The sequence below is a fragment of the Methylacidimicrobium cyclopophantes genome (assembly GCF_902143385.2).
Taxonomy (GTDB): domain Bacteria; phylum Verrucomicrobiota; class Verrucomicrobiia; order Methylacidiphilales; family Methylacidiphilaceae; genus Methylacidimicrobium; species Methylacidimicrobium cyclopophantes.
Map to the genome: position 1 here is coordinate 1 of NZ_CABFUZ020000090.1, position 21,258 is coordinate 21,258.

At 58.9% G+C, this 21,258-nt stretch carries 19 protein-coding genes; 6 read left to right on the plus strand and 13 right to left on the minus strand.

Translation table 11 applies throughout. The annotated features are described in order from the left end of the window. Positions 1 to 271: 271 nt before the first annotated feature. The 5 genes from FN369_RS02935 to panC form a co-directional block, all read right to left on the minus strand. The gene (locus FN369_RS02935; RefSeq protein WP_246189506.1) at positions 272 to 1,942 is read right to left on the minus strand and encodes an outer membrane beta-barrel protein; all 1,671 of its coding nucleotides are present in this window, start codon (positions 1,940 to 1,942) and stop codon (positions 272 to 274) included. A gap of 104 nt (positions 1,943 to 2,046) precedes the next feature. Then, positions 2,047 to 3,414 (minus strand): sigma-54-dependent transcriptional regulator, encoded by a 1,368-nt coding sequence (locus FN369_RS02940; protein ID WP_142524718.1) that lies wholly within the window; start codon positions 3,412 to 3,414, stop codon positions 2,047 to 2,049. 8 nt (positions 3,415 to 3,422) lie between these two features. Continuing rightward, positions 3,423 to 4,622: a sensor histidine kinase gene (locus FN369_RS02945; RefSeq protein WP_142524719.1), complete on the minus strand. Its 1,200-nt coding sequence runs from the start codon at positions 4,620 to 4,622 to the stop codon at positions 3,423 to 3,425. Between the two features lie 102 nt (positions 4,623 to 4,724). Continuing rightward, entirely contained in the window at positions 4,725 to 5,765 is a 1,041-nt protein-coding gene (locus FN369_RS02950) for an N-acetylmuramoyl-L-alanine amidase family protein (RefSeq protein ID WP_142524720.1), read from the minus strand. Beyond that, the gene (panC, locus tag FN369_RS02955) at positions 5,753 to 6,589 is read right to left on the minus strand and encodes a pantoate--beta-alanine ligase (RefSeq protein ID WP_342799707.1); all 837 of its coding nucleotides are present in this window, start codon (positions 6,587 to 6,589) and stop codon (positions 5,753 to 5,755) included. Before panC ends, FN369_RS02950 begins: the two co-directional genes overlap by 13 nt. Before the next feature lie 24 nt (positions 6,590 to 6,613). On the opposite strand from panC, the gene FN369_RS02960 reads away from it, so the two are divergent. Beyond that, a complete protein-coding gene (locus FN369_RS02960) occupies positions 6,614 to 7,510 on the plus strand; it encodes a TerC family protein (protein WP_178087640.1) in 897 nt (298 codons plus the stop codon). Positions 7,511 to 7,516: 6 nt separating this feature from the next. Here FN369_RS02960 and FN369_RS02965 read toward each other — a convergent pair whose 3' ends face one another. Next, positions 7,517 to 8,011, minus strand: a complete 495-nt coding sequence (locus FN369_RS02965; protein ID WP_142524723.1) for a bifunctional nuclease family protein — start codon at positions 8,009 to 8,011, stop codon at positions 7,517 to 7,519. Positions 8,012 to 8,135: 124 nt separating this feature from the next. Between FN369_RS02965 and speA the strand changes: the two genes are divergently transcribed. Next, complete coding sequence (gene speA, locus FN369_RS02970; RefSeq protein WP_142524724.1) at positions 8,136 to 10,106, plus strand: biosynthetic arginine decarboxylase; 1,971 nt, start codon at positions 8,136 to 8,138, stop codon at positions 10,104 to 10,106. Between the two features lie 56 nt (positions 10,107 to 10,162). Here speA and FN369_RS02975 read toward each other — a convergent pair whose 3' ends face one another. Both FN369_RS02975 and FN369_RS02980 read right to left on the minus strand, forming a co-directional pair. Beyond that, entirely contained in the window at positions 10,163 to 11,143 is a 981-nt protein-coding gene (locus tag FN369_RS02975; RefSeq protein ID WP_246189507.1) for a dihydroorotate dehydrogenase-like protein, read from the minus strand. Between the two features lie 399 nt (positions 11,144 to 11,542). Then, positions 11,543 to 12,472 (minus strand): LysR family transcriptional regulator, encoded by a 930-nt coding sequence (locus tag FN369_RS02980; RefSeq protein ID WP_142524726.1) that lies wholly within the window; start codon positions 12,470 to 12,472, stop codon positions 11,543 to 11,545. Positions 12,473 to 12,510: 38 nt separating this feature from the next. On the opposite strand from FN369_RS02980, the gene FN369_RS02985 reads away from it, so the two are divergent. The 3 genes from FN369_RS02985 to FN369_RS02995 all read left to right on the plus strand — a co-directional run bounded on the left by FN369_RS02985 (position 12,511) and on the right by FN369_RS02995 (position 14,566). Continuing rightward, the gene (locus FN369_RS02985) at positions 12,511 to 13,224 is read left to right on the plus strand and encodes a YggS family pyridoxal phosphate-dependent enzyme (protein ID WP_142524727.1); all 714 of its coding nucleotides are present in this window, start codon (positions 12,511 to 12,513) and stop codon (positions 13,222 to 13,224) included. Further along, a complete protein-coding gene (locus FN369_RS02990; protein ID WP_142524728.1) occupies positions 13,221 to 14,024 on the plus strand; it encodes a hypothetical protein in 804 nt (267 codons plus the stop codon). Before FN369_RS02985 ends, FN369_RS02990 begins: the two co-directional genes overlap by 4 nt. A gap of 77 nt (positions 14,025 to 14,101) precedes the next feature. Further along, on the plus strand, positions 14,102 to 14,566 hold the full coding sequence (locus FN369_RS02995) for an RrF2 family transcriptional regulator (RefSeq protein ID WP_142524729.1): 465 nt from the start codon (positions 14,102 to 14,104) through the stop codon (positions 14,564 to 14,566). Between the two features lie 63 nt (positions 14,567 to 14,629). Here FN369_RS02995 and FN369_RS03000 read toward each other — a convergent pair whose 3' ends face one another. The 5 genes from FN369_RS03000 to FN369_RS03020 form a co-directional block, all read right to left on the minus strand. Then, positions 14,630 to 15,295: a hypothetical protein gene (locus FN369_RS03000; RefSeq protein WP_142524730.1), complete on the minus strand. Its 666-nt coding sequence runs from the start codon at positions 15,293 to 15,295 to the stop codon at positions 14,630 to 14,632. Further along, a complete protein-coding gene (locus FN369_RS03005; protein WP_142524731.1) occupies positions 15,292 to 16,122 on the minus strand; it encodes an ATPase in 831 nt (276 codons plus the stop codon). The genes FN369_RS03000 and FN369_RS03005 overlap by 4 nt, the downstream gene beginning before the upstream one ends. Before the next feature lie 215 nt (positions 16,123 to 16,337). Then, positions 16,338 to 17,645, minus strand: a complete 1,308-nt coding sequence (locus tag FN369_RS03010) for a hypothetical protein (protein ID WP_142524732.1) — start codon at positions 17,643 to 17,645, stop codon at positions 16,338 to 16,340. A gap of 86 nt (positions 17,646 to 17,731) precedes the next feature. Continuing rightward, a complete protein-coding gene (locus tag FN369_RS03015; protein ID WP_246189508.1) occupies positions 17,732 to 19,156 on the minus strand; it encodes a leucyl aminopeptidase in 1,425 nt (474 codons plus the stop codon). Positions 19,157 to 19,198: 42 nt separating this feature from the next. Beyond that, complete coding sequence (locus tag FN369_RS03020) at positions 19,199 to 20,434, minus strand: 4-hydroxy-3-methylbut-2-enyl diphosphate reductase (protein WP_142524733.1); 1,236 nt, start codon at positions 20,432 to 20,434, stop codon at positions 19,199 to 19,201. 122 nt (positions 20,435 to 20,556) lie between these two features. Between FN369_RS03020 and FN369_RS03025 the strand changes: the two genes are divergently transcribed. Next, positions 20,557 to 21,240, plus strand: coding sequence for an ATP-binding cassette domain-containing protein (locus FN369_RS03025; protein ID WP_142524734.1), 684 nt, complete (start codon positions 20,557 to 20,559; stop codon positions 21,238 to 21,240). Positions 21,241 to 21,258: the final 18 nt, after the last annotated feature.

Below are 21,258 nucleotides of genomic sequence, written 5' to 3' on the forward strand. Positions count from 1 at the left end.
TCCTGAATCTGCCCGCTCTGGGAGCTCTTCTTCGAGCCGGTCGTGTCGTCGGAACTCGCCGACTCCTCGGCGCCGAAAGCCGAAGTGGCCATCCAGGCGCCTAAGAGCGCAAAAACCATCACCCTTCCGTATCTTTTCCTTTTCATCCTCCCCATCGTTCCTCCCCACGGATAACCAGATCGACCGCCGGATCCATTGGACACACCGGACGGATCGCTCCTACGGAAAGCAGAAGGCGTGCCATGTTCTTACCCGCGTTCGGCGGGGTTGCTCAAAATGTGTAGACGGCTTCCAACCCCGCGAAAAAGAAGGGGCCGCTCGAAGAACCCACTAGGCCGTTCCCGCTGAGTCCGACCTCGGCCGGAGGCACGCCGTCGGCGGGAGCGTAGTAGTTCATCATGTTGTTTCCCCAATCCATGCGATATTCCATCCGCACCATGAAGTTATCCGCCAAGTCGAAGCGGAGGGTAATCGTCGTGCTGTAAATGTTCGTCGGCGCGATCATCCCCTCCAGATAGCTATTCCACGAAGCCTGCAACCACTGCTCCCGCAACGCCAAGCTGACCAGCGGATTGAAGCGATATATCTGGTAAAGGGCTGCACCCATCCAGTTGGTCGGACCGCCGTAGCCGAAGGAATAGGGAAAGAGCGGGAAGATTCCCAGGGCTGTTTCCGTAGCCGGCCCCAAGCCCGTGATCCCCGCAGGGGCGACGGCGTTGTTGTAAAAGCCGCCGATCAGTTCGTATGCGAGCTGAAGCCGCTTGCGGTAGACGAAGGAAGGGGTCCAGATCCCATAGTCGTTGAACTCCATATAGGTTCCGGGAGAGTTGTAGGGCCCGGAAACGATATCCCCGGCCGCGTAGGCTCCAGGGTAAAAGATGCCGTTGACCATGCCGGGCGAAGTTCCGAAGCCCGGAGGATTGGTTCCGTGAGGGCCGTACAACATCCCGTAGGTGGAGACGAAGCTCTTATCCGGAGAGATGTAGTCGACGTTGAAGGTCAGCAAAAAGTTCGATAGGCCGCTAACCGAATTATCGACCATACCGAAGAAAGGGTAGCCCCCCCGGCCCGTATTGAAGCCTCCATCCGTGATTCCTCCTCGGACGGTCCACTGATCGTCCACACGGAAAAGAAACTGAGTTCCCACGAGCACGAAGGGCTCGACGTTGTTAAAGAAAAGACCGTAGGTCATGTTGAAGTTGGCGGGCCGCTCCAGAACTTCGAGGCCGATCGGGGCGGCGAACTTCCCGACATGAACCTCGAGCTTTCGGTCTCCGATGGGAATTTGAAACTGGGCGTAGGCCTGCTCCAGAAAGACCTCGCTAGTATTGAAGCCGAGGCCCGACGAAGTGGAAGTGCCGGCTCCCGCCAGGAAGTCGGGCACCCCTAAGGCGGCATCCTGGGCGAGCATGAGGTCCATGCGAAAGCCCGCATCCCAGCGATTTTCTGCGGTAAGTGCTTTCTCCGACCAGAGCTTGAGCTGATTCAGGTTAAAGCCCCCGCCCGGAATGCCGTCATCCGCCAGCCGCATCGGCAAGAGCGGATAGCCTCGGGCGAGCCGGCTTCCTCCGCCGGCCGTCGGAGCAACGAAACGCGGCACCCGGTTAAAGGAGGGAGCATTGATGAAATTCATTTCGAAGGCGCTATCCACGTAGCCTCCCAGTCGCACCGCCGGGGAGGACGAGCTCACCGCCATCCCCTGCTCTTCCAGTAGCTGCAGCAGACGCTTTCGTTCCCCTTCTTCCGTCGGATTCGTAGAGGCCGTAAGATCGCTTTCTCCCCCTTCCCCGGAGAAGCCGAAAAGAGGCTGGAAATCCCCGACGGCCCACAATAAGGCGCACCCGATGACCAGAACGAGACGGACAGGCCGACCCCCGCAACCCCCTCTTTCGAATTCTCGCCCATACCGGATTCTCCAGTAGCCGAGGCGAAGGGAGCGCACAACACCATCCGGGCTAAAAAGAAAACGCCGACGCATCAACAGCCGATCAAAGCCATTGTCGGTTCCCGCTGCTAGCTTTTTGCCTCATTCCCCGGAATCGGGACTCAAAGAGCCTGATCTTCGAGCGGCAGATCCGCTATCTTACGCAGGAGCGTCTTTCGGCTGATCCCGAGCTTCCGAGCCGCTTCGCTACGATTCCCCCCACAGGCTTGCAGAGCGCGGAGAATCCACTGCTTTTCCGCCTCGCGCAGGGTCATCGACAGAGCAGGAATGTCGCGGGCGGAACGGAGGATGGAAGGCACCCGAATCCGTTCCGGAAGATCCTCCGGCGTAATCAGCAACCCTTGCGCCATGACGACCCCATGCTCCAGAGCCATGCGCAGCTCCCGCACGTTGCCGGGCCAGTCATACTGACAGAGAAGCTTCTCCGCCTCTTTCGTCAGACCGCTGACCCTTTTTCCGTTTTCGCGCGCGAACTCACTGATGAAAGCCTGGAAGAGCAGAGGCAAATCCTCCTTCCGTTCCCGCAGCGGGGGTAAGACGATGCGCACGACGTTGAGCCGAAAGAAAAGGTCTTCGCGAAATGTCCCGTCCGCCACCATCTCTTCCAAATTGCGATTGGTCGCGGCGATGACCCGAACATCGATAGGGATCCCTTTATTGCTTCCCACCCGCTGGATCGTTCGTTCCCCGAGGACCCGCAAGAGCTTCACTTGCGTGGTCGCATCGATTTCTCCGATCTCGTCGAGAAAAATGGTACCCCGCTGGGCTTCCTCGAACCGTCCGATCCGCTTCTCCAAGGCCCCGGTGAACGCCCCTCGCTCATGACCAAACAGCTCGCTTTCGAGCAGTTGCGGAGAAAGGGCGGCACAGTGAACTGCGACGAAGGGAAAGCCATGGCGCGGGCTCAACAGGTGAAGCGCGTGGGCGGCCAACTCTTTCCCCGTTCCGCTCTCCCCCTCCAAAAGCACGGTAGCACGGCTTCCCGCGACCTGTCGGATTTTTTCGACTATGGGGATCATCGCCGCCGACTTTGCGATGATCCGATCCAGGCCGAATTTCCATCCGAGCTGCTCCCGTAAATTTTGATTCTCCGTCTCCACCTGCCGGGAGCGAACCGCCCGTCGGAGAACGATTTCAAGCTTTCCTAGGTCGAGCGGCTTGGTCACGTAGTCGTATGCCCCCCTCTTGATTGCCTCGACGGCGTTGTCGACCGAGCCGTAGGCCGTCATGATCACGCAGACGGGGGAGGTCGGCAGGCTCCGACAGAATTCCAAAAGATCGAGCCCCGATTCCTTACCGAGCCGAAGATCGAGCAAGACGACATCGATCACTTCGTCCTCGAGTACGCTCTTGGCGGCGGCAACCCCTTCCGCCGTGTATGTTTCAAACTCCTCCGAGAAGGCACGCCGCAAACCCTCGCGGGCGTTGCGCTCATCGTCGACAATCAGCAGTCCGGGAAGTTCGTGCATCGAATGCATCAGCACTTCGCCTCGCCTTTCCCATCTCCAACCATCTGCTCCGATCCCATCGGCAGAAGGCGGACTCGTCTCTCGCTCCGCGGCAAAAGGATGCGCACGGTGGTCCCTTTCCCTTCCCGGCTTTCCAGCTGAATTTCCCCGCCGTGCTCCCTCACGATCCGCCGCACCACCAAAAGACCGAGCCCGGTGCCCGACTGCTTGGTAGTGAAGTAGGGCTCGAAAGCCCGTCCCATCTCCGTCGCCGACATTCCCGAACCGTTGTCTCGAAAGACGACCAGGAAATGGCTATCGGAAAGTTCCGTCCGAACCTCGAGGATTCCTCCGCGGTCCATCGCCTCGAGTGCATTCTTCATCACATTGAAAAACGCCTGCCGGAGTTGATCCCGATCTGCTCTCACCATCGGCATGCCCTTGGCCAGCTCCATCTCGATCAGGACATCCCGATTTTCCATTTGCGGAGTAAGAAACTCGACGGCATCCCGCACGATCTCGTTCAACGCCGCCCAAGCCAACTTGGGCGGAGAGGGGCGGATCGCCCGGAGGAACTGGTTGACGATCACGTCGAGTCGCTGCAGTTCGGAACGAATGGCCGCGAGAGAATCGACGACCTCCGCCCGCGTCTTCTTGCCGGCGAGCTCTCTTTGCAGTAACTCCGTGTGGATTTGGAGGGAGTTGAGGGGATTCCCGAGCTCGTGCGCCACGCCGGCCGCAAGGAGGGTGAGAGCGTTGAGCTTTTCGGACTCGATCATCTCCAAGGTCTTTTCTCGATTGGCGGTCATATCGTAGATGATCACCACGAACGCTTCCGTCCCCTCCGGTCCTTTTTCGAGAGGAACAGCCGAACAGTTCAGATAGCGGACCTCCGGATAGCTGATTTGCAGATCCCGACTCACGATCTGACCGGAGACGAAGAGCGAAGGCCAATCGACATCGGGAAGATAGCGCGCAATCGATTTTCCCAGAGCCGCATTCCAATCGATTCCCAGAAGGCGCTCTGCGCTCTGGTTCCCGTACAACACCTTCCCGCGAATATCCACGACCAAGATGCCCTCTTGGAGAGCATTAAAGACCGTTTCCAGAAAACCCTTTTCCTGGGCTAAGCGCCGTAGATAGTTTTGGATCTCCGCCGGCCCGAGCCGCTCAATCCGCCCGAGCAGCTTGTTTAAAAACGAATTCCGCAGACTCACGGCGAGCGCCATACCGCCTCCTTTTCGGGGAATGTAGCGGAGAAAACGGAATGGGTCGAGGTTCCCGCAAGGGGAGAAATGGTCGTAGGAGATGCGCTATCGCTGCTCCGCAGCCTAGTCGGCAGGAAGAGCACGAAGAGCATGGGATGGGGAAGTCCTCCCGTTGGTCGCTTGGAAAAAGCGCTCCAAGCCGCGTGCCACGGCTGCCGCAAGCTGCTGTCGATATCCCGGTTGGTCCACCCATGCAGAATCGACCGGATCGGAAAGAAAGCCTCCCTCCACGAGAACACCTGGTAGCGGGTTGTCCCGAAGCACGACGAATCGAGCCCGTCGGAAACCCCGATCCATTTCCGGATCGTCGGGGCGAAGGCGAACGAGCTCAAGATGGATGTCGTGAGCCAGCAGTGTATTGAGCAGGTCGTTTCCGTTCCCCGGCAGAGGCAGATAGTCGACCCTCCTTACCCAGATTCCGTTGTTGCTCGAAGGGGCACCTCTGGGAGCAAGGCAATAAGTTTCCACTCCATGCCCGCTCGGTTCCGACTGATTGTAATGGAGGCTCACAAAGACGTAATCCGGATGCTCCTGCGCGATCCGGACTCGCTCCTCCAAAGGAACGAAGAGATCGCTCGTCCGAGTAAAGACAACGGGAATCCCCTTGGCCCGGAGAATCGTTCCCAAACGCCGAGCGGTATCCAAAGCATACTCCTTTTCGTACCGCCCGTTGCGGCTTCTCGCACCCTTGTCATGGCCGCCGTGTCCGGGATCGATCACCACACCGCGGAAGGAAGACCGAACCGGAACCCGCCACGGACGGAAGACCGGATCGAAGAGGCAGGAAAGGTCGGTTCGGGAAACGTACCACCGTCCGTCCTTCTCGAGCAGAGGAAAGGAGAGCGCGTGACGGATGCCATCGATATACACATACGGGCTGCCTTGTTTCCCTTCAACCGTTCCGGCACCGCCCGACAGATGGATCTCCCCGAGCGCGGGCTCCGAGGCCGATAGCCCGTAAAAGCGGCAAAACTCCTCGATCGGCACATACTCACGAGCGCCGATGATCGCCGGATGCCATCCGGGAGAGCCTGCCGCCCGCCCGACACGCAACGGCAGGAAGGCGATCCCCACAAGAACAACGGCCTGAATCAGGATTCGCATGGGAAGTTGTCGATCAATCGGATTTTATCGATCCAAACGGCCGCGCACAAGCGGCCATCCGCCACCTCCACGTAGTCGACGCGAAAGCCGGGCATTCTGTTCAATTCGACGGTCGCCCAAGCACGGCCATCCGGGCGGCGGGCTGCTTCCGCGAGAATGCGAGGGAAGGCGGTGGCTCTCTTCCGCTGTTCCGGCGACAAATACCGGTTCCTCGAGCTCCACGCCAGCCCGTCAAGATCCCGCTGAATTTCCACCGGCACGACCCGGACGGGAAAGGCGAGATCCCGAATCATACGGCGGATGACGGAAAGTTGCTGCGCATCCTTCCACCCGAAGACTGCCACGGCCGCTTGGGTCAAGTTCAAGAGCTTCGCGACCACGGTTGCGACCCCCCGAAAATGACCGGGCCGGCTTCGTCCGCACCGGCCAAAGGAAAGAGCCTCTTCCGTGACATAGGTCGAATGATCGCCCGCATAGAGCTCCCGGGGAGAGAAGAGAAGATCCACACCCGCGGCTTCGCAAGTTTGACGGTCCGCTTCCTCCTGCCGAGGGTAAGCCGCGAAATCTTCTTGCGGCCCGAACTGCAAGGGATTGACATAGATGCTGACGATCACGGGTGCTCCCTCCTCTTTCGCCCTTTGGACCAGAGCGAGATGGCCGGGATGGAGAGCCCCCATGGTCGGCACCAACGCCGGAAGAGCCCCCCCTCGTCGCAGGCGAAGCCCCTCCGCTTGCATCTCCTCCGGATCTTCGATGAACCGCATTCTTCCCGTTTCCCCTGACGCCTCTACTTTTTCCTTGAGCCGGTAGAACCTTCGCTCCAAATGGAGCCGGCCTCCCCGGATCGGATGAGTTCTTTCTTTTTTGCCTTCTTCGGCATCTTCGTCCTGCTTGCGCTCTTCGATGCGGGCTGGGGACGGAGCCTCGCTCACGCTTCTCTCCGACGGGCTCTTTTTCTGACCGTTCTCTGGCTGATCTTTTCCTTGAGCTACGGTGGCTATCTCTGGAAAGCGCGCGGGCTCTCCACGGCCCTCGATTTTGGTACGATCTATGGTCTCGAATACCTGTTGAGTATCGACAACCTCTTCGCCTTTTACGGGACATTCCGTCTCTTCGGCATCCGGGGTGTCACCCAGTCCCAGCTCCTTACGCTGGGAGTCGTCTTCGCCATTCTCTTGCGCGTCTTCTTCATTTGGGTCGGTTTGAGTCTGCTCGAAAAGTTTGAGGCGGGCTTCCCCCTTTTCGGCATCATCCTTTTTGTCGCGGCGGTTCGACTTTCCCGAAAGCGGGAATCGGAACCCCTGGTCCCGGTCGGTCGCAAGCTCGCCTCTCTTGCACCAGAGAACGCCGCGGAGACCTCCCGCTGGCTGATACGTCGGTCCGGGAGGACGCTGCCATCTCCGCGCCTCCTCGCTCTGCTGTCCATCGAACTCGCGGATCTCTTTTTCGCCCTGGATTCCATCCCGGCGGCATTTGCGATCACGCTCGACCCCACGGTCGTCTTTCCCGCCGGCCTCTGCGCCGTCATGGGCCTTCGGTCTCTCTATCCGATTGTGCAACGTGCGGCCGACCGGCTCCACTGGCTCAACCAAGCCATCCCCTGGCTCTTGGCGCTGATGGGCGCGGAGCTGTGCCTCAAGCCCTGGATCGCCGTCCCGACCGCCTATACCATCGCACTGATCGTTTTTCTCTTCCTCGGCACATTCCTCGTCTCGTCCAGGCGGAGAGACGCAGACAACAGATAAAAGAGCCTATTTCGCCTCTCCGCCGAAGAGCGGCTCCTCGGGCGGCTCTTGCTGTTTGCGTTGGGCTTCGCGCATTTTTTCGAGTAATTCGCTCATATCTTCCACTTCGTCCCAGACTTCGCGGGAGACCAGGATCGGCCGTTTGGCTTGCAAGGCGAGGGTAAGACAATCGCTCGGACGGGCGTCGATCTCGATCATCTTCTTATGCACCTCGCTTTCCGCATGCAAAAGAAGTCGTGCAAAGTAGGTGTTGTTTCGCAAGTCGTTGATTATCACTCGATCGATAGCGATCGAAAACCCTTCGAAAATCAATCCGATCAGCTCGTGGGTCAGGGGGCGCTCGTTTCGCTCCCCCCGCAGCGCCATCATGATGGCCCGCCCCACGTAGCTATCGACGTTGATGACGAACACCTTCTCTTCATTGCCCAGGAAGACGGCGAACCCCTGAGGTCCGGTCGGCAGGATTCCCACGACCTCGACGGAGACGAGATCATTCTTCACACCTCTCTCGTACCATAATCCCGCTGCCGCGCAAGCTGCCGCGAATCGCCTTGATCCGGAAATAGGAAATTTCCCTTTCCCGGAGATTGCGAAGAGCCGAAGGCGCTTTTTATATAGGGGACCGATGAGCGCGAAAACTTCGTGGAGCGTCCAGCAAGCCCTGCAGACCTATCAAATTCCCCGATGGGGAGCGGGATACTTTTCCGCCAATGCAGCCGGCCATATGACCGTTCGCCCGTTGCAGGATCATGGCCCAGAGATCGACCTGCTCGAAGTCGTCGAAATGGCGCGAGAACGCAAGCTCCAATTCCCGCTTCTCCTCCGCTTCCAAGACCTCCTTCGCCATCGCGTCGAGAGCCTGAACCGCGCATTTCTCGAAGCGATCGAGGAAGCCGGCTACCGGGAGCGCTTCCGCGGCGTTTTCCCCATCAAGGTAAACCAGCTCCAAGAAGTCGTGGAAGAGGTGCTCGATGCGGGTGCTCCTTACCATCACGGCCTGGAAGTCGGGAGCAAGCCGGAGCTCTTCGCCGCACTCGCCCTCCATCGAGACCCGGAAGGGCTCATCGTCTGCAACGGATTCAAGGATAGCGTCTTCGTGGAAACGGCGCTGCTCGGCAGAAAGCTCAATAAGAAGATCTTCCTCGTCATGGAAAAGCCTACGGAGCTCGACGTCACCGTAGAGGCCGCACGCAGGTTGGGAGCAGACCCTCTGCTCGGAGTACGCGTTCGGCTTTCCGCCAAAGGACGGGGACGATGGGCGCTCTCGAGCGGCGAAAGTGCCAAGTTCGGCTTGTCGACGCCGGAGCTCCTCGAGGTAACGGAGCGCTTGCGCCAATACGGGATGGAACGCTGCCTGCAACTCGTCCATTTCCACATCGGCTCGCAGATCCCCGACATCATAACCATCAAACGTGCCGTGCGCGAGGCCACCCGCTACTACGCCCGACTCCGCCAATTAGGATTTCCGGTCGCCTACCTCGACGTCGGCGGCGGCCTGGGAGTCGATTATGATGGAAGCCGTTCGACCGATTCGAGCATCAACTATACCCTGCAAGAATATGCGCGCGACGTCGTCTACAACGTTGCGGAAATTTGCGACGAGGAGAAAGTTCCTCATCCTTGCCTGATCACCGAAAGCGGGCGCGCCGTCGCCGCGCACCACTCGGTTCTCGTCGTAGACGCCTTCGGGTCCATCGAAAAAGAGAGAACTCCGCTCACCGCTGCGAAGCAAATGGAGCCCCACAAGCTCGTCCGAGAGCTGCTTGACGTAAAAAAACAGCTCTCGAACCGCAGAAACCGCCTGGAGCATTACCATGACGCGCTCCAAATCAAGGAAGATGCGCTCTCCATGTTCGACTTGGGCCTCCTGGATCTCCACACGAAAGCGCACGTGGAAACGCTCTACTGGGAGATCAGCAAAGAGGTCCTCTCGCTCTACGAAGGAACGAAGCAGATTCCGGAAGAGATTCGCAAGCTCGGCAACTCGCTCTGCGATCAATTTCTCTGCAACTTTTCCGTATTTCAGTCCCTGATCGACTACTGGGGTCTTGGCCAAGTCTTCCCGATCGTCCCCATCCACGAGCTCCATCGGCCGCCCACGCGCCGAGCGATCCTCGCGGACATCACTTGTGATTCCGATGGCAAAATCTCGACCTTCATCGACGGAGACGACGCGGTCCAGAGCACGCTTCCTCTCCACGATTTCACGGGCAAGCCCTACCTCGTCGGGATTTTCCTGATCGGCGCCTACCAGGATATCATGGGAGACCTGCACAACCTGCTCGGCCGGGTCAACGAAGCACATGTCTTCCTCGACGCCGACGAACCGCAAGGTTTCTATATCGAGGAAACCATTCCCGCCCTCTCGATTGCGGAAGCGCTGGCTTCGGTCCAATACGAAACCCACGCTCTTCAACGCGCCTTCAAGGCGCAGATCGACTCCGCCATCAAGAGCGACCTTCTCAAGCCAAACGAAGGTATGCGGCTCTTGGAATTTTATGAAGCGGGTCTACGTCATCCGACCTATCTCGAATTTACCTATCCGACCAGCCTCGCCGTACCTCCGGCCCCCCTGCCTTCTCTGTTCGCAAGCTAGCAAAAGGCAATTCGTTTCCCCTAGGAGCCCGAAGCAAAACGAAAGAGTTACGGCGCTCAAATTCCGCCCGAGCTGACCGCGGCGACGTACTGCGCCCGCTCGAAATTTTCCGGATCGGAGCAGTTTTTTTGGCTCAAGAGCCCTCGCCATTGGTCGATCGCGTCGTACCCGTGACGTTCCATCCATTGCCCCATTCCCTCACGCAGAACGCGGACATGAGCGATCCCTCGCTCAAGAAGCGATGAACACAACATTGCGGCATGAGCCCCAGCAAGGATGACCTTGAGCACATCCTCCGTTTCCATCACCCCTCCCGTCGCTGCCAGATCGAGCGCCACACGACCGTAGAGGATCCCTATCCAGGTGAGCGGAATCCGAGTATCCCGAGAAGAGCCGGGCAGAAGCCCGCTCTGCAGCGTTAAGCGTTCCGCATCGATGTCGGGTTGGTAGAATCGATTAAACAGCACCGCTCCATTGGCTCCTGCCGCATGCAAGCGCTTCGCCATATGGGCAAAGTTCGTATAAAACGGACTCAATTTGACAGCCAGGGGAATCCCGATTTGGGCACGGACCAACCGTACGATGTCGAGCGTTTCCATTTCGATTTCAGACCCGGGTTTGTCGGGATCGGTCGGCACGGCATAGATGTTCAGCTCCAGTGCATCCGCACCCGCTTCTTCGATCACCTTCGCGTACCGTGTCCACCATCCGGGAGACGCTCCATTCAAGCTGGCAATCACCGGGATCCCCACCGAGGCTTTCAGAGCTCGGATATGGTCGAGATAGGCCCTCGCGCTGAAGCGAAACTCTTCCAACTTGGGAAAGGCTTCCAGGGTCCCGCCGTAATCCTGATAAGAATGGCTCGCCACTTCCTCCTTGAGGAGCTGCTCTTCGAAGAGAGAGGGCAGCACCACCGCGCCGATTCCCGCAGCCTCCATCTCCTGGACCTTGGTCAGCGAACCGGTCAAGGGAGAAGAAGAGGCAACCAAGGGAGAGCGGAGGGCCAAGCCAAGGTAACGGGTCTCCAAATTTGACATTCGACCTCCTTTCCCTTTTTTCTTTGTCCTTTTGAAGGCAAAGGCAAGTCCGGAATCTTCGCATTCGGCGAGCGGCTTCATTCCTCCAACCGGACGGAGCGACTGCGGAACCGGCCAAGATCGCACCGAAGATCCCGAGAAACCAGTCGCGGCGCTATCCACCGCTCCGGTTCTCCGGGTTCTCCGATACGCGCCTAGGATCGCCCGACCGGTACTCCCGCCGGAATGGCGTCGGGTTGCGGCGTCCTTTATTCGAACCTCTATCCCACGACGAAGCTGCCCTAAACGATCGTCCAAAAATCGCTTTGGGCCTTCTTCGACAGCTTTTCGGCGGATCGAAAAGGCGAGCGCGCATCACCACACTCTCGCCTGCGCATGCAGGACCCTGGCGCCCTAAGCCTATTCCCCCACGGCCCTCGCCGTCTCGGCATCCGTCCCCCCTTCAGACTGCTCTTCTTGGAGCGACTCGAGGAATCGCTTGACGGCGGGCGAAAGAACTCTGCCTGTTTTGCAGAGCAGGGAAATCGGCCGATAGCAAGGTTCGCCGGCAATTTCCACCGCTGCAAGCGATCCGTTGAGAAGCTCTTGCGCCACCGTCGCGGCCGGGACGATCGACACCCCAATGTCGATTTCTACCGCTCGCTTCACCGTCTCAATGTTGTCGAACTCCATCACCGGCCGGATTTCGAGATTGCGATCCCGAAAAAGCTGATCGATCCCCTTGCGCGTCGGCATATCCGAGGTAAAACCGACAAATCCCTGCCGGGCTACTTCTTCCAATCCCACTTCTTTTCTCTTTGCCAAGGGATGCTGCGGATGGCAGATGAAAATGAGGCGGTCTTTCCGGAACGACAAAGCCTTCATCCCCTTGCGGACCGTGGGGAATGCGACGATGCCTAGATCGCAAGTCCCGTCGGCCACATCTTCGTACACCTGTCGCGAATGTCGGTACTCCACTCGAACGTTTACTTCGGGATATGCGCGAAGAAACTTCTTCAAATACGGCGGCAATTCATAAAGGCCTACGCTGTAAATCGTTGAAACCCGAATTGTGCCGGAAATCGTATTTCGGACTTCCGCGATTCGATTTTGCAATGCCTGGTAGAGGGCGACGATTTCTTTCGCGGTCTGGTAAACCAACGCTCCCTCGGGAGTGAGGCCGATGCGCCGCCCCCCGCCTCTTTCCAGGAGCGGCAGCCGGAAGCGTTCTTCCAATCCGCGGATTTGCTGGCTGACCGCCGATTGCGAAATGGAATTGGACTGCGCGGCTTTGCTGAAGCTGCGGGAATCGACAAGATCGCGAAAGACCTTTAAGGTCTCCAATTGCATGAATGAGTCTTAAACAAAACTAATACTCTGTCAATTTCATGAATCCGTTTGAGGAATCAATATTGCAAGAGCGACTGATGGCCATTCAGCAGCGGATTGCGGCCGCCGCCCGGAAAAGCGGGAGGGAATCGAGCGCGATTCGGCTCGTTGCGGCGACCAAATCCCATCCTCCCGAGGTTCTGGCCGAACTTTTCGCTCTGGGAATTCGGGACGTCGGCGAGAACCGAGTCCAAGAAGCCGCCGCCAAACGCCAGATGTTGGGCTCGAAGGGGATTTGGCACTTCATCGGCCATTTGCAAAAAAACAAGGTGCATGCGGCCCTCCACCTCTTCGATTGGGTGCAATCGATCGATTCGCTTGCGTTGGCGCAAGCGCTCTCCCAGGGAGCAACGTCCCTGGGGCGGACGATCTCCGTGCTGATCCAGGTGAACATTTCTGCGGAAGCGAGCAAATTCGGCATTCCTCCGGCCTCTGCCGAAGCGCTCACGCTCGAGGTGAACATGCTTCCGGGATTGGAACTGCACGGCTTCTTCACGATCGCGCCGTTTGCCGATAACCCGGAAACCTCGCGGCCCGTTTTTGCGGGACTGCGGATGTTACGAGACGGGATTCAAGAGAGAACTGGTATCTCCCTTCCCATTCTCTCGATGGGAATGAGCCACGACTATAGGATCGCCGTGGAGGAAGGGAGCACGATGGTCCGTATCGGAACGGCTCTGCTCGGGCAGAGGCGGACGCACTCCGGGCAATGAAATTCTGGCGGAGCTACCGATCCTTTCATCTCTGCTCTCTTTTTCTTTTCGCGACTAGCTTCTGTGCGACGGCAGCGGACGGCTTTCGGCTAGATTTTCTTTGGAAAGAGGGACGCAACGAAGCCCGCTTGTCGCTGCTACGACGGGGCCCCTATATCCGCATCGATCAGCCGGCGATGCTCTTTTCGCTCATCTACAACGTGGATCTCCAATCTTTTCTTGGATTGGAGCATCTGGATGCTCATTTCTGGTCTTTCGACTGGCCAACCATCCAAGCCAATGTAAAACACAGCCGAGAGAACCGATGGCGCCTCCGATCCGATCCATTCCAAGAAGATCCGACCTTGGCTCCGTTCGATTCATCGAGCCCTCCGTCCTCTTCTCGCGCCACGGTCTTCCACGACCTCGCCCGCTTCTCCTGGATTCGGGTCCCCGGGCCGGAATCTCGATGGATAGGCCATGACGAAAGAGGAGAAGAGGCGAGCATCCTCACCAGCATTCGCGGAGAAGCCCATCGTGCGTTTTTGATGGCCACGGCGCAGCAGATAAAAATGTTTTCTCAGATTTTCTATTTTCTTTTAGCAAGAGAAGCTTGGCCCGAATCCGCCTTGGCGATCTGGCTCTCCCTTCCGGAAGACGCCGGCGTCCCCCTGGAGATGTCGTGGAAAAAAAACGACGGGGGAGAAGGGAAATTGCGGCTGATTCTCGAGCAGTGGAAAGAGCCCCCGGCCGAACTATTCACGATCCCAAAGGATTACCAACGCCAAACTCTGGAGGAAATCGAAGCGTTTCTCCATTAACCAAGACACCTTCCCTCTTCCAGAGACGGTTTGGAGTTTGTCTCCGCCGAGTTTTCCCCGATAATCTAGAAGGAGCAATGGTTCTTACTCGAAGAAGCAAATATGCGTTGCGCGCACTGATCTACCTGGCACGAGTCCGAGGAACCGGCGCTGTCCTCATCGGAGAAATCGCTGAAAAGGAACGGATTCCTAAAAAGTTTTTGGAAGCGATCCTGCTCGAGCTCAAGAATAAGGGGATCCTGGAAAGCCGTCGCGGCAAGGGCGGAGGGTATCAACTCGCTGAATCGGCGGACAAGGTCATGGTCGGGCAGATCATCCGACTGATGGACGGGCCGATTGCTCCGGTTCGTTGTGTCAGCCCGACTGCCTATGCGCCTTGCGACGACTGTCCGAACGAAGAAACTTGTACGATACGGGTGATCATGCGGGAAATCAGAGCGAAGATTTGCGAGGTAGTCGACCGAACGAGCCTTTCGGATCTCGTGGAGAGGGAAGAGCAACTCCGTTTGGCAGCCAATCGAGCGCTCTCCTTTGATATTTGAACCGAAGGCACAGGGGCCGGCGTTCCCCCGCTCCCGGCGGGAGCGCGATCAACCATACCTCCTTCAAACACCGAAAAACTTCGGCATGAGAAGGCGCAACAGCAAGATAGCGGAGCATCCCGCAAAAAAGCCGATCGCCAGGAGCAAGCCCACGGCCCACAGGCGAAGCACGTTGAGCCGCTTCTGCAAGACCCGGCCCTGCTCCGTGATCTGAGAAACGAGAGCTGCGAGCTGCTTGCCTTCCCGCTGCAACCCCTCCTGCCATTGCTGAGGAGCGGAGCCTAAGAGATCCTGCAACTGCGTGGCGCAGTGGTGACTCTGCTCCGTAATCTGAGAAACGAGAGCCGCGAGCTGCTTGCCTTCCCGCTGCAACCCCTCCTGCCATTGCCGGGGAGCGGAGCCTAAGAGATCCTGCAACTGCGTCGTGTAGTGGTGGAAATAACCAAGGAACTGCTCCAAGTCGGCACGACTGGGCATGCTCCCGTCGGACCTGTTTGAGGCGCCTTCCAAAAGCTCTTGGACGGCACGAGGGACCCGCTCCAGGTAGGCGGCGTTTGCCTCGAGCAGAAGCAGCAGTCCGCTCAGGCTATCGAAAGCCTGAGACGGCTCGGAGCGGGCGCGGTACCATTCCCAGGCCGCGTTCTGCTTCTCCGGCGGCAGATGGGAGATCGCAGCCTTCCAATACCGATGGGGATCCTCTGAATCGCTCCCTGCCTCCGGATAGCTCATAAGAGATTCTGCAGATTCACTTTCCCGCCTCGTCGCCCCCCGGTTCTTTCTCTTTCCGAATCGGGCAGCGAAGAGGCGCTGCGTGCGACCTTCTCCGCGTCTTCTTCGGCTAAGAGATGGTGCGCAGCACGCTCATATCGGCCAAAAAGGAGGCGCAGCCAGTCTTCCAGGATCACCCGGTGGATCAGGTCAAGTTTGACGTCGGGATCGACGACCGCCTGCACCGGGGAGATCGATCGCTGCAATCCGATCTCAAGAGCGGCCAAGGCATCCCTGGTATCGGAAAGCAACGTCGGCAACTCGAGGGTAGCGGCTCCAAGGGCAAGGAGCTCTTTCTCGAGCTCGCTTCCTTCATACATGCGAATCCGTGGAATTCGCGCGCGGTTTCGGACAACGACGTAGTCCGCTCGGTTCCCGACTCGTTCCACGACCTCCGCGATCTCGTCCATGACGGCAAGATCGTCCATAGGAAAAAAGAGAATCGTCACCCGAGTATCGGGCTCCTTGCTGCCGTACTGGAAAAAATGGACGGCTTCCAAGGATCGGAGAAGAATGCGCGAAAGGTGCGCCCGTGGATCGATCAACGTAAGAGGCGCCTCGGCCACGCTGCGAAAGAGACGGATGAGATCGGTCTCCGGCTCTTCGGAAAGCTCGACGGTACGAACGCCCGGCACGGCCTTCGACAGGGTCCGGTTGTCTACGTCCAAGTCGAAAGCTTGCCACGACAAACCTCGTGCGGACATCCACCCGAGGCGGGCGATTGCATCCGTCGACTTGCCCACATTCCCCTTGCTCTGAATCGGAATCGTCACTCGATGCTGAATCATGGATGAAAGAACTCTCCCAAAAGAAACGCGCTGAAAGCCAAGTTCGTCCCATTGCGAAACACGATTTTCTTCGCGACAGGAGGAATTAGATCGTGGGCCGGTAGACGGAAGCCGTCAATCGCATTCTTGTAGCCGCGCGGCGGAAGAAAACCGAGCTCACGAAGCGATCCCGGGCATTCCCTTCGTCCGAGCGATTTCCCCGCCCCAACAAAACCTCACGGCAGCCCCATGGGAAGAAGTCCGACGGAAACCGTCTCTCCTTCTTGCGATCGATATCGGCTTCCCAAGGCTGCGGTCGCCCACGCTACAGCCGGGCGGTTTCCCGGACCGATTGCGATGTGAGGGAAGGGGCGGCTCATCCCCTCTCCGACCTGCCACTTCCACCGGAGCCGGCCCTCACCATCCAATTTGGCGAGGAAGACCCTTCCGCCCTGGGAGAGCGGCGCCGTCGAAAGCAAAGGCCCCTTGGCTTCTCCCAAAAGCAGGAGGCCGCCATCGACCTGATAAGAGAGAGCCATCGGCCCAATGGAAAGGTTCTTTTCCACTTCCCGGCACCAGCGAAGAGAGGCTTGATTCCCGTACACGGCCACGAAAAGCCGAAGTCCGCTTGGCCGGAGCGAACGATCGTCCGGGCAAGCTCCCCACACGCTGCTTCCCGCGACGGCAATCTCTCCCTTTTCTGAACTTGCCACGGCGAAGGCCAGGTTGTTCCACATCCTCCCGAAGAGCCGTGTCCAGAGCCGCCGCCCGGATTCGTCCCAGCGATCCACGAAAATCTTCACCTGCGGCATCCCCCCTCCTCCGGACGAAAGCCATCCGTAATCGAGCCGCTCCCTGGATGGGCCCTGGGTTGGGCCCTCTTGGTCGCCCGACATTCCGGCAAAATAGCCCACGACCGCGATCCCTCCACCGGCGACGGCCGAGATCGAGACGGGATTTTGGATCCCGGAAGAGCCCGACGGCAGCCACCCTGAGCCGGGCTGGCGCGTTTCCGGAACGGCCTCGAGCGCATAGCTCCGAAGAAGAACCCCCTTCTCGGAATACTGAAAGATTCGAGTTACTCCTTCGAGCAGTTCCGGCCGATCGGGACGCCCTCCACCGCGCGGAGGCTGTCGCAAAGCAACGTAAAGACCTCCATTTCCGTCCGGAGCTACGACCTCGCCGGGATTCGCCGGATCAGCCGCTAACTGCTGCCCCCAAAGGAGCTCGCCTTCGGGAGAAAACCGCCACATCCGGAAAGCGCCGCCGGATTGGCCGGCAACGACGACCTCTCCCGCGGGCTCGGAGACGAGATGAAATCGGATATCGATCGGCACGGAACCGACGATCTGCCTTTCCCAAAGGGGCTTTCCGCCGGCCGCCCATCGACTCAGCACGGCGGAGGGCGTCTCGTTGGCTTTTTGTCGCATGGGCGATGCGATCAGCCAAAGTCCGCCGTCCGCGCAGGGCAGCGCGTCATACGCCCTCTCAATCTTCGCCGGTCCTACGATCCAGGTATGGACTCCCGATCGAGTCGTCTGCACGGAGCTCGCCGACGTCGCGAGCAGAGGGGAGCACGCAGCAAAACAGAGAAAGCAGAGAGAATATCTGAGGCCGGTCCACCGACACTTCATGCATTTTTCTCTTGCGCCACCAGGGACAAAAGATACCGCGTCAGCAACCGCACGCCGAATCCGGTCACCCCCTTTTCCAGGTAAGGAAGCTCCCGGTTGGTCCAAGCCGGCCCTGCGATGTCCAGGTGAACCCAAGGGGTGTCTCCGATCCAGTGGCGGATAAAAGCTGCTCCCACCGATCCCCCTCCCTCTCGGGTACCGGAGACATTTTTCACCAGCGCCACATCACTTCGGATCGCGTCCTCGAACTCTTCTCCCAGCGGCAAAGGCCAGACGGGCTCTCCCGCGAGTTCCCCGAGATGCCAGAGTTGATCCCGGAGCCCTAGGTCCGGTGTAAAGACCCCGGCCCGATGGCGGCCCAAGGCGACAATGCAAGCACCTGTCAAAGTCGCGAGATCAAAAAGTAGGCGGGGCGCGTAGCGCTCCACCGCATACCCGACGGCATCCGCAAGGAGGATCCGTCCTTCGGCATCGGTATTGAGCACCTCGATCGTCTTCCCTCCGTAGCTGCGGATCAAATCTCCCGGACGATAGGCACGAGCGCTTGGCATGTTCTCGGCGCTGGCTATGACACCGACGATCGGCACGGATAATCCGAGGCGGCTTGCCGCACGCAGGATCCCCAAGACGGCACAGCCTCCCATCTTATCGAACTTCATCTCGTCCATGTGCTCGCCGGGCTTAATCGAAATTCCTCCCGAGTCGAAGGTAACGGCTTTCCCGACGATGACGATCGGCTTGGCATCGGTCGGCCGATGCTCCAAGACGATCAATCTCGGCGAATTTTCGGATCCCCTTCCGACCGCCAGAATTCCGCCGAATCCTCCCTCTTCGAGCTCCTTCGGGCCCATCGCATTGCATTGGAGATGGCATTCGCCGGCGAGCTCGAGGGCCCTATCGGCCAAAACAGCGGGCGTAACGACATTGGCGGGTTGGTTCCCAAGCTGCCGAACATAATTGACCGCCTCCGCCAGGATCTCCGAGCGCTCAACCTCCCGACGGTATTGGTCGATTCGTCCTTTGCCGACCGCCACCGTGATCGTCCGGAGAGCCGATTTCTTCCGAGCGTCCGGCATCCGAAAATCTTCAAACCGATACGAAGCCAGCAAAGCCCCTTCTGCGGCAAAGCCCGCGAATTCGGGATAGGCGGTGCAATCGAGATGGATCTCCTCTCCGCCCAACTTCCGGAGAAGCTTGACGCCCGTTCCTGCCGCCTTCCGGAGAAGATCCGCCGTAACGGATCCATCTCCGAGACCGACGTAGACGATTCGTCTCCGCTTCTCCCGCCAAATCAGGGTCGCGAGCTTCTCCCCATCGAATTCCTCCTGAGGGACTTCCTCCTTGCCGAACCCGCCCTTCCGTACGAAGACGACGCGATCGCCGTGTTCCGGCACTTCTTCCACCGTTACGACCATGCCCATGGAGCCCCTTTCGTTCGCTTTCGGCACTATCGCAAACCGCCCTTAGTCCCTATGCAGCGGAAGCATGGCCGCCACGTTTACCTCGCGCAATTCATAAAGGCGCCGAATCGTTTCCTCAATCAAGTTGTTGGGGCAAGAAGCGCCCGCCGTGATCCCGATTTCCACATTCTCTTCGGGGAGCCAATGGTCCGTGATCACTTCGCATCCCTTGTGCAAATCCCAATGTTGAATTTGGGCGTTCGAGATAATTTTCTCCGCGTTCTTGAGAAAATAGGTAGGCAGCCGGCTTTCGCCCATTTCCGCCAAATGGCTCGTGTTGCTGCTATTGTAACCGCCAACCACGATCAGGAGATCGAGCTTCTGCCGATCCAGCATCTCCCGGAGCGCGTCCTGCCGCTCCTGCGTCGCTCCGCAAATGGTATCGAAAAAGCGAAAATGCTCCGGAAGCTTTTCCGATCCATACCGATCGGCGATCGCCCGGCGGATCCGCCGCTGCACCTCTTCGGTCTCTCCCCGCATCATCGTCGTCTGATTGGCGACTCCGACGAACTGCAAATGGATATCCGGGTCGAAAGCGGGAGACATCGCCCCTTGAAATTTGCGAAGGAACTCCTCCTTGTTTCCTCCTCTGCGGATGTACTCGCAAACCACGTCGGTCTCGGCCAAGTCGTACACGACCAGGTAATGGCCGCTGCCGTCCTCCCCGACGGCGCGAGAGGCGGTCGCCTTGGTCTCCTCATGCCATGCTTTCCCGTGTATGATGGAGGTCACCCCCTCCCGGCGATACTGCCGAACCCGCTTCCATACCGTCATCACGTCTCCGCAAGTGGTATCGACGATTTGGCAACCGATCTGAGCGATCCGGGCCATCGTCTTCACCTGCGCGCCGAAAGCGGGAACGATCACCACATCCGAAGCGTGGAGGTTGTCTAAGTCCGATTCTCCCTCATGTTCTTGAAGGCGTTGGATCCCGAGCGCCGTCAACTGATCATTTACCTCAGGGTTATGGATGATCTCCCCCAAGAGGAAAATCCGTCGACCGCGAAACACCTTGGTGGTCGCATAGGCCAAATCGATCGCCCGCTCGACCCCGTAGCAGAATCCGAATGCCTTTGCGAGGCGCACCGTGAGTCCCCCGGCGGAGAGACATCCTCCGGTCCCCTGAAGATATTCCACCAGTGGACTCCGGTAATGCCTCTCCACCTCTGCCTGAACGAGGCTCATGACTTCCGGGGTTCGTAAATTCACCTTTCCCGGGGGCGGCGCCGTCTTGTTCATAAGGAAATGATCTTGCGCGGGGAAGCCATCGGCGTCAAAAGCGTTTTTCTCGACTTCTCTTCCTTGGAACCCGTTTTCTCCGCGTTTTCCCAAAAAGAGAGCCGAAGAAAAGAGTCGCAACCATGGCAATCACCGGAGATCCCGCAGGAGCTGAGGGAACCCCTCCTCCCTTACTTCGCGCGGAGGGTCTCCGGCTCTCCTTCCCGCCGCTTCCGCCGATCCGCATACCGAGTTTTACCGTCCGCCCCTCGGGCTTGGTGGCGATTCTTGCGACGGCGGAAGACGCGCCGCCGATACTCGAACGGGCCATATTGGAGACGCTTGCAGGCGAACGCCGTCCGGAAACCGGTCGCGTCTTCTTTCAGGAGCGCGATCTCGGCCAATTTCCTCTCGGTTGGGCTCGAGACCATGGGCTCTCCTTGCTTTCTACCGAGAAGAATTTCCATGCGGCAAGCTCCGTGGAAAGCAATCTTCTTCGCTCCGCCGGCTCCTCGCTTCCCACCTGGCTCTTTCGCTTCCTGCCGCTGGAGGAGCATCTCCCCCTCGAAGCAGGAAAGCTTTCCGAGGTCGAGCAGCGCTGGCTTGCGCTCGCCTGTGCTCTGGCGCGCAGGCCTCAACTTCTTCTGCTGGAGCGACCGCTGGAGGGATTGCCTCCCATTCTTCTCCAGGCCTTACTCGAACGGATCGTGAGGCTCAACCTGGAAGAGGGCATCGCCTTTTGTTTCACGGCCGGACCGAGCCCGCTGATTCAAACGGCTGTCTCTTCCGCATACCGGGTCACTTCCGGTCTCCTCGCCGCCGCATGAGCTCGCTCGCTCATTGCG

What these genes read in the sequence shown, in the direction of transcription:
- speA (WP_142524724.1), top strand. Translation starts at nt 8,136, where the DNA reads ATGAGCGCGAAAACTTCGTGGAGCGTCCAGCAAGCCCTGCAGACCTAT.
- FN369_RS02940 (WP_142524718.1), bottom strand. Translation starts at nt 3,414, where the DNA reads ATGCACGAACTTCCCGGACTGCTGATTGTCGACGATGAGCGCAACGCC.
- FN369_RS02975 (WP_246189507.1), bottom strand. Translation starts at nt 11,143, where the DNA reads ATGTCAAATTTGGAGACCCGTTACCTTGGCTTGGCCCTCCGCTCTCCC.
- FN369_RS02945 (WP_142524719.1), bottom strand. Translation starts at nt 4,622, where the DNA reads ATGGCGCTCGCCGTGAGTCTGCGGAATTCGTTTTTAAACAAGCTGCTC.
- FN369_RS02995 (WP_142524729.1), top strand. Translation starts at nt 14,102, where the DNA reads ATGGTTCTTACTCGAAGAAGCAAATATGCGTTGCGCGCACTGATCTAC.
- FN369_RS03005 (WP_142524731.1), bottom strand. Translation starts at nt 16,122, where the DNA reads ATGATTCAGCATCGAGTGACGATTCCGATTCAGAGCAAGGGGAATGTG.
- FN369_RS02985 (WP_142524727.1), top strand. Translation starts at nt 12,511, where the DNA reads ATGAATCCGTTTGAGGAATCAATATTGCAAGAGCGACTGATGGCCATT.
- FN369_RS03020 (WP_142524733.1), bottom strand. Translation starts at nt 20,434, where the DNA reads ATGAACAAGACGGCGCCGCCCCCGGGAAAGGTGAATTTACGAACCCCG.
- FN369_RS03015 (WP_246189508.1), bottom strand. Translation starts at nt 19,156, where the DNA reads ATGGGCATGGTCGTAACGGTGGAAGAAGTGCCGGAACACGGCGATCGC.
- FN369_RS02950 (WP_142524720.1), bottom strand. Translation starts at nt 5,765, where the DNA reads ATGCGAATCCTGATTCAGGCCGTTGTTCTTGTGGGGATCGCCTTCCTG.
- FN369_RS03025 (WP_142524734.1), top strand. Translation starts at nt 20,557, where the DNA reads ATGGCAATCACCGGAGATCCCGCAGGAGCTGAGGGAACCCCTCCTCCC.
- FN369_RS02990 (WP_142524728.1), top strand. Translation starts at nt 13,221, where the DNA reads ATGAAATTCTGGCGGAGCTACCGATCCTTTCATCTCTGCTCTCTTTTT.
- FN369_RS02980 (WP_142524726.1), bottom strand. Translation starts at nt 12,472, where the DNA reads ATGCAATTGGAGACCTTAAAGGTCTTTCGCGATCTTGTCGATTCCCGC.
- FN369_RS03000 (WP_142524730.1), bottom strand. Translation starts at nt 15,295, where the DNA reads ATGAGCTATCCGGAGGCAGGGAGCGATTCAGAGGATCCCCATCGGTAT.
- FN369_RS02960 (WP_178087640.1), top strand. Translation starts at nt 6,614, where the DNA reads ATGAGTTCTTTCTTTTTTGCCTTCTTCGGCATCTTCGTCCTGCTTGCG.